This is a genomic window from Bilifractor sp. LCP19S3_H10 (genome assembly GCF_052119185.1).
In the GTDB taxonomy this organism is placed as follows: domain Bacteria; phylum Bacillota; class Clostridia; order Lachnospirales; family Lachnospiraceae; genus Bilifractor.
In genome coordinates this window covers 204931-212543 of the sequence record NZ_JBQKFT010000005.1, presented here as the reverse complement: position 1 = coordinate 212543, position 7613 = coordinate 204931, and the positions used below count along the sequence as shown (strand labels likewise).

Sequence of the window (7613 nt, the reverse complement as noted above, 5' to 3'; positions counted from 1 at the left end):
TCCTTCAGATTCCGTCTCGCGGCGGACACCCTTGCCTTCGGCTATATCCTTCCCACTACCGGGTGGATTCGGGACTTGAACCCGTTGGAAACGTGCGCCGCTAGGCGCACTACAAGAATACCGCAGCCCTGTGGGCCGCGGTATCTTTCGAGTATTCTTTATTATTCAGTGAGGATCCTGTTCCCTGAGTCAGTCAGGATCCTGTTCCCTGAGATTTATTTATCCGGACAGTATTCTGCGTCTTTTCAGAACACATTGTCTCCCAATGCGAGAGTTCGGTCAGACCTTGGCCTTCTTGGCGTTTTCCTGCGTTCTCTTTTCTTTAATCTCAGCCAGTTCGTCGAATATGTAATCGTTCAGCACCTTGATGTAGGTGCCTTTCATGCCGCTTGATCTTGATTCTATGACGCCGGCGCTCTCAAATTTACGAAGCGCATTGACAATAACAGATCTTGTGATTCCGACGCGGTCCGCGATTTTGCTTGCGACAAGGATTCCCTCCGTGCCATCGAGTTCATCAAAAATATGGATAATCGCCTCCAGTTCAGAAAAGGACAGTGTGCTGAACGCAGATTTCACCACCTGGATCTTGCGATTCTCCTCTACATTTTCCTCATTTACAGAGCGCATCATCTCGAGCCCGACGACTGTAGTCCCATACTCACTGACAATGATGTCATCGATATCATACTGCGGTTTATACCGGTACATGAAGACCGTTCCGAGTCTCTCACCGGCAATCTCAATCGGATTAATAATTGCGGTATAGTTCTCGTACTTCTCCCCTTCAAAACCAAGCGTATTCAGATTGACATTTTCCTGCGTAGAAAGGACATTCAGAAAACGGTCATTCAATAAAGGATCCACGTGCGTTCCGACCTCATCTGTGATCAGCTCACTGATCTCATCAACACCGCTGCAGGTTGACACTCCGAGTACCTTTCCCTTCCGGCTGATAACGAGAATATTGGACTGGAGACAGTCCACCAGCACATCGCAGATGTCATTAAAGACAACCTTCGTTGAATTGTTGTTGTGAAGCAGTTTGTTGATCTTTCGTGTTTTGTCAAGCAGCTGTACGCTCATTACAATCTCCTTTCGTACGATGGGAATTTTCCATACCAATATCGACAACATATATAATACAGACACAAATAATTCAGCAGATGTTGTTTCGTCGGGATAAAACCAAAAAAGAATTGAACATATAAATAGAATCTACTATTCAACTAGAAGAATAGTAGCACAGCTTTTTTCTGAAATCAATAACAACTCATATATTTTGTCGAAATGTTCGACCATTTTTGTATAGATTCACAAGAATGCTTTTCGGAAAATTACGAAACATGTACTAAAACACCAAGGCATTCCCTTGAAATATATATATTTATTCATCGAAACTTCGATTCCACATCCTGTGTCAGCAAAAATTCTCATAAAAAAGATTACGAAAACAGGCGAAAAAAACTGTCCTCTCTGCAAAGATATCTGACAATCCGCGTCAGAATCCAGTCACAGGAGGACAGAATCACTTAATCATTCACTAAAATCGGTGTTTCACCGCTATATCCTTCGTTTGCTTTCCTTCCGGCTCAGTCAGTTCCACTCAATCCTTACAGATCAGTCATTCTGACTCCGTCACAGCCTCCTCAGGCTTTCCCGACGCCGCCTTCGCGGTATCCGGATCCTCCTGCTTTGGCCTCGGCATGACGTATCCGCATTCCTTGTCTGCACACACAAGCCGGCTTCCCTTTTCGAGCATATAGCCTCCGCATTTCGGGCAGCGGATGTTCGATGGCTTCTGCCATGTCATAAAGTCGCAGTCCGGATTATGCTCGCAGCCGTAATAGATCCGGCCCTTTCTGGTCTTCTTCAGGAGAACCTCTCCGCCGCATTTCGGGCACTTCACACCGATCTTCTCCAGATACGGTTTTGTATTGCGGCATTCCGGAAAACCGGGGCAGGCAAGGAACTTTCCGTGCGGGCCATATTTGATCACCATGTGCCGTCCGCAGTTCTCGCAGATGACATCGGTTACTTCATCCTCAATCTTCACCTTCTCCAGTTCTTTATCAGCCTTCTGCACAGCGGCATCCAGATCCGGCCAGAAGTTGCGCACAACCGTTTTCCACTCAATCGTGCCATCTCCGATTGCGTCCAGGAGCTGTTCCATGTTAGCGGTAAAATCCACATTCACGATGCCCGGAAACGCCTCCTTCATCAGATCATTTACCGCTGTTCCCAGCTCTGTGATGTAAAGGTTCTTCTTCTCACGTGTCACATAATGGCGTGCAATGATTGTTGTGATGGTGGGAGCGTAGGTACTCGGCCGTCCGATTCCAAGCTCCTCCAGCGTCTTGACGAGAGAAGCCTCGGTATAGTGAGCCGGAGGCTGCGTAAAATGCTGTTCCCTGTCGAAATTGATCAGAGAGAGCGTGCTCTCCTTCGTAATTCCGCTCAGATGATCATTCTCAAGCTTTTTGTCATCGTCCTGTGTGTACACCGTCATGAATCCGGCGAATTTAATCCTTGACGAGGACGCGTGAAATACATACTTTCCACCGGTTATTTTCACTGTGTTCGTCTCGTAACGGGCAGAAGCCATCCGGCTTGCCGCGAATCTCCGCCAGATCAGCTGATAGAGACGGAACTGATCCCTGGAAAGGAACTCCTTCACAGACGATGGCGTCCTCGTGATATCCGTCGGTCGTATCGCCTCATGCGCATCCTGTGCGTGCTTATTCTTGTTCTCTGTCGTGCTTCCGTCCGACAGGAACTGTTCCCCGTACTGCTCCCGGATATATTCTCTCGCCGCCTGATCCGCTTCTGTCGAGATACGGGTGGAATCGGTACGCAGATACGAGATCAATCCCACCGTACCGCCCTTTTTCAGATCGATTCCCTCGTACAGCTGTTGGGCAATCTGCATCGTCTTGTAAGTGGACATGTTCAAGGTCTTTGAGGCTTCCTGCTGAAGCGTACTCGTCGTAAAGGGCAGCGGTGCCTTCCGGCTTCTCTCAGAGGTCTTCAGCTCACTGACATGATAATCCGCATCCTTCAGACTATCCAGAATTCCCTGAAGCTGTTCCTCAGAGGATATCTCAATCTTTCCCTGCTGGTCTCCATAAAAATGAGCAGTCAGAGGTTTCTTCTCTCCGCTGACCTTGAAATCCGCATCCAGTGTCCAATACTCCTTCGGGATAAATGCGTTGATCTCCTCCTCACGGTCTGCTATGATCCGCAGCGCGACAGACTGCACACGGCCGGCAGACAGGCCCCGCTTGATTTTCTTCCAGAGCAGCGGACTGATCTCATATCCTACCATACGGTCAAGGCACCGCCTCGCCTGCTGCTCATCCACGAGATTCATGTCAATATCCCTGGCATTCTTTAAAGAGGATTTGACCGCTGTTTTCGTTATTTCATTAAAGGTAATCCGGCGCATCTTCTTCGGATCCAGCCGAAGGGCCTTTGACAGATGCCATGAGATCGCTTCTCCTTCGCGGTCAGGGTCTGTCGCGAGGTAGACTTTATCTGCCTTGTCTGCCGCCTTGCGGAGGGAAGCAACCAGTTCTCCCTTGCCCCGGATCGTAATATATTTCGGTTCAAAGTCATGCTCCACGTCAATGCCAAGGCTGCTTTTCGGCAGATCCCTGACATGACCGTTCGATGCCAGGACATTATAATTCTTCCCGAGAAATTTTTTGACAGTCTTAACTTTCGTCGGTGACTCTACAATCACAAGATAATTTGGCACGTAAACACCTCCATAAGCATTACCGGCGCTTTATGAGCGCTACGATTAGCACTATAACGCAAATAATTTGACCGTGCAAGCCCGAGTTATCTTCCAGGTGTCTTTCTATAAGCCCGAGTTATCTTTCACGTGCCTTTCATGCCTTGCAAATCACTGTCAAAACGAACGAACTACGCCAGCCGCAGGCTGAACGAGATAAAACACGCTGCGCGAGTTTTATCTCGCTATCGCGACGCTCGCCGCACACGAATACTTCGCATTCGGCTGCGGCTCACTGTTCGCGTACATATGCTGCGGACAGCTCCGTGCCGCCCGCTGAAAAATTCAGCTTCTGCTGTAATACCCTGCCGGAGCCTCATGCACATATCCGGAAAAGGTCAGCTGCACCAGTACTTTTGTCAGCTGCGAGAGCTCCATGCCGGTTCTCTCCTGCAGCGCATCCAGGCTCTGAGGATCATAGGAAAGCTTGCCGAATACCCTTTGAAAATCCTCTGCATCCTCATACTTCTTTGACAGCCTGCGCGGTGATTTTTCTTCTGCCGTTCCTCCTTCTCTCCGCCTGACACCATTTTCCTTTCCTTTCTTCTCTTCTTCTTTCTTCCCCGCTGTCATTCCATCTTTCTTTCCATCTTCCCTTCCATCTTTTATTCTGCCTTTCTTTCCGTCTTCCCTTCCAACTTTTATTCCGCCCGCCTTTCCACCTTTCTCTTCTTCGTTCTTTCCTGTATCCTTCTCCTTTCGCGCCCTTTTGCTGCCGCTCACGATCCCGAGTTCTTCCAGTATGACCTCCGGGTCCCATGCAATGCCGGCGCCCTGGGCAATCAGACGATTACAGCCACGGCTCAGCTCATCCAGGTTCCTCCCCGGAACCGCGTATATAGTTTTTCCCTGAGAAAGCGCATAATCCGCAGTAATCAGCGACCCACTGCGAAGCTTTGCTTCTACGACAAGAACCACATCGGCGAGCGCACTGATAATCCGGTTGCGAATCGGGAAATGCCAGGCTGCAGGACCATCACCCGGCTCAAACTCGGACATAATGCCTCCACCCTCACGGATAATCCTTCTATATATATGGTAGCTTTCCTTCGGATAACACACATCTACACCGCAGCCCAGTACCGCAAACCCTTGTCCTCCCGCCTGCAGAGCGCCATGCAGCGCCCACGAATCCACGCCATATGCCATGCCGCTGATAATCTGTACGCCTTCCGCGGCAAGCTCTTCACCAAAACGGATTGCCTCTGCCCTGCCGTACGGGCTGCACATCCTCGCCCCCACGATCGCGACCGTCTTCTTCCCGGGATCCGGAAAATTTCCGACAAGATACAGACCTGACGGCATCCTCGGATAATTACGCAGCTGCTCCGGATACTCCTGATCCTCACGCGCCACATATCTGATCTGTTCCAGAATCTCCGGGTTCTGCTCCCTGCGGAATCTGGCGTTCGTATTCTTCTGATTTGACTGCATTTGCACGTTCCCCCCGACTTGACTGTGTCGCCATTTTCCCGTGATCCAGCTGGCTCATCATTTTTTCGTCATCCGGCTGACTTGTCATTTTTTCGTCATCCGGCTGGCTTATCATTTTCTCGTCATCCGGCTGGCTCACCATTTTCTCACCGCCCGATACCATCCTCATCCTCCCTTCTGCCGTTTCGACGGCACCCTCATGCCCGGCATCTGATACGCTGAGGCGGAAGAAAAGCTTTCACTGCATCGCAGGCAGATCGCTTCGCTGATATGAGCATCATTGATCCGGTCGGTTCCCTCGAGATCCGCGATTGTCCGCGCCACCTTGATAACATGATGATACCCTCTTGCCGAAAGGCCCAGTTTGTCAAAGGCCAGCCGCACTGTCAGCTCCGCCTCATCAGTCATCTCGCAGTGTTTTGCGATGGAGGACGCCGTCAGTTCACTGTTAAATGTCACCCCCGTCCCCCGATAACGTTCCTTCTGAATCTCGATCGCGCGCATCACCTTTTTCCTCATACTGGAAGAGGAAACCTCGAAATCTCCCTTTTCCGTAAGCGACTCGTAACTGACGGCCTGCACATCGCATTTCAGATCGATACGATCCATGAAGGCCTTGCTCAGTTTTTTCTGATAATCCAGGACATCTCTGTGGGTACAGATACAGCGGTTCATATCCGGGAAATACCCGCAGGGGCATGGATTCGCCGCGGCAACGAGCAGAAAGGATGCCGGATATACACAGGTGCCTCCCAGCCTGGAGATCGTGATCTCGCGGCTCTCAAGCGGCTGCCGCAGCATCTCCAGTGTGGCAGGCATCATCTCCGGAATCTCATCCAGGAACAGGACTCCTCTGTGAGCAAGGGTTACCTCGCCGGGATGCGGGTAAAATCCGCCGCCGCAAAGCGCAGTCGGCGTAATCGTGTGATGCGGCGCCCGAAACGGTCTTCTCCGAATCCTCGAGACCCCGCGCGGCATCAGACCAACCACGCTGTAGATCTTGGAAACCTCCAGACTTTCCTCCTCTGACAGCGGCGGAAGAATGGTAGGTATCCGCTCCGCCGTCATGGATTTCCCGGATCCGGGCGGCCCTGACAGAAACAGGTTATGAAAACCCGCCGCTGCGATCAGGGCAGCGCGCTTGACTGTCTTCTGTCCGTGAATATCACTGAAATCAATCGTGTATTCCTCGTCTTCCGGAACGGAATTTCGCGGAACCGACGCCGGGGCTTTTCCATGGCTGAAGGCAATCAGTTCTGAAATATTTCTAACGCCGACAATCCGGATACCATCTACAGCACTGCCCTCCGCGGCATTTTCTGTCGGAACGATACACAGCTCACATCCGTTTTCCTTTGCGGCGATCACACTGGGCAGAACTCCTGGTATTTTCTCAATTGTCCCGTCCAGATGAAGTTCTCCGAGCACCATCGCCTTTCGAAACGCTCCCTTCTCAATATATCCCAATGCCTCCAGAACCGCAGTGGCAATCGGCAGATCAAACCTGGTTCCATCTTTTCTGATGTCTCCCGGCGCCAGATTGATCGTTATCCTCTTTGGAGCAAGCACTATACCGATATTGCGGAACGCAGTCCGAACCCGTTCCTGTGCCTCTCTGACCTGAGAAGAGACGCTGCCGACAATCGCGAAATAAGGCATCCCCTCGCTCACATCCGCCTCTACCGTCACGGGAACAGCCTCCACGCCGGAAATTGCAGATGATACTATGCTGCAAAACATACAAATTCCTCCTCTCCGCAGGCCTGTATCTGACAGGCATTGCCGAAAAATGCAGCAACCGGACGAATCGGACCTGCAAGATAAATACGAAGCCCGGTAAAAACGCTCCCCGTTTGCGACAAAATAAACGGTATTACAGATACCGGGCAACACTGTTTAATTAAAATAAAAATGGAATAGAATAGAATGAAATGATGTAAGTGTTCTTTTTTCAGAAGCAGGATAAAAATCGAAGAATAGTCAAAGAAGGATCAAAGAATCCGAGAATCAAAGATAAAACAAGAGAAAATAATAGGAAAGGACTCAATCACAAGGGTTCGATCACAGAACCGATGACGACGGGCAAGATCCGTCAGAAAGAATTGTTATATATATATAAATAGCACAAAACCCGCCTGCTGTAAATCATTAACTTGGAGCGGACAATAATGTCATTAACTCGGGAACGAACAATATTGTCCGCTCCGCAGTTTATGATTCCATGTTCTGTATCCCGTTACGGGCTTTCCGCAGTAAGGCTTTGTCCTGATTCCGTAAACACCAATGCCAGAACACATGTCGTTGCCATCCGTCGCGGTCGGAACATCCGAGCTTTTTCTGATCCCGTGAACAGCAGTGCCGGAACACGGCATTTGCTGTTCAC

The 7613-nt window shown here is 50.2% G+C and carries 5 protein-coding genes; all 5 read right to left on the bottom strand.

Features of this window, described 5'->3' with window-relative positions; translation table 11 throughout:
- Positions 1 to 279: 279 nt before the first annotated feature.
- Positions 280 to 1086 (bottom strand): GTP-sensing pleiotropic transcriptional regulator CodY, encoded by an 807-nt coding sequence (codY, locus tag ACTQZS_RS06145; RefSeq protein ID WP_441475031.1) that lies wholly within the window; start codon positions 1084 to 1086, stop codon positions 280 to 282.
- Positions 1087 to 1624: 538 nt separating this feature from the next.
- Positions 1625 to 3757: a type I DNA topoisomerase gene (gene topA / locus ACTQZS_RS06140; protein WP_441475030.1), complete on the bottom strand. Its 2133-nt coding sequence runs from the start codon at positions 3755 to 3757 to the stop codon at positions 1625 to 1627.
- A 324-nt stretch (positions 3758 to 4081) separates the two neighbouring features.
- Positions 4082 to 5230 (bottom strand): DNA-processing protein DprA, encoded by a 1149-nt coding sequence (dprA, locus tag ACTQZS_RS06135; RefSeq protein ID WP_441475029.1) that lies wholly within the window; start codon positions 5228 to 5230, stop codon positions 4082 to 4084.
- Entirely contained in the window at positions 5142 to 5399 is a 258-nt protein-coding gene (locus tag ACTQZS_RS06130; protein ID WP_441475028.1) for a hypothetical protein, read from the bottom strand. Before ACTQZS_RS06130 ends, dprA begins: the two co-directional genes overlap by 89 nt.
- The gene (locus ACTQZS_RS06125; protein WP_441475027.1) at positions 5396 to 6970 is read right to left on the bottom strand and encodes a YifB family Mg chelatase-like AAA ATPase; all 1575 of its coding nucleotides are present in this window, start codon (positions 6968 to 6970) and stop codon (positions 5396 to 5398) included. Before ACTQZS_RS06125 ends, ACTQZS_RS06130 begins: the two co-directional genes overlap by 4 nt.
- Positions 6971 to 7613: the final 643 nt, after the last annotated feature.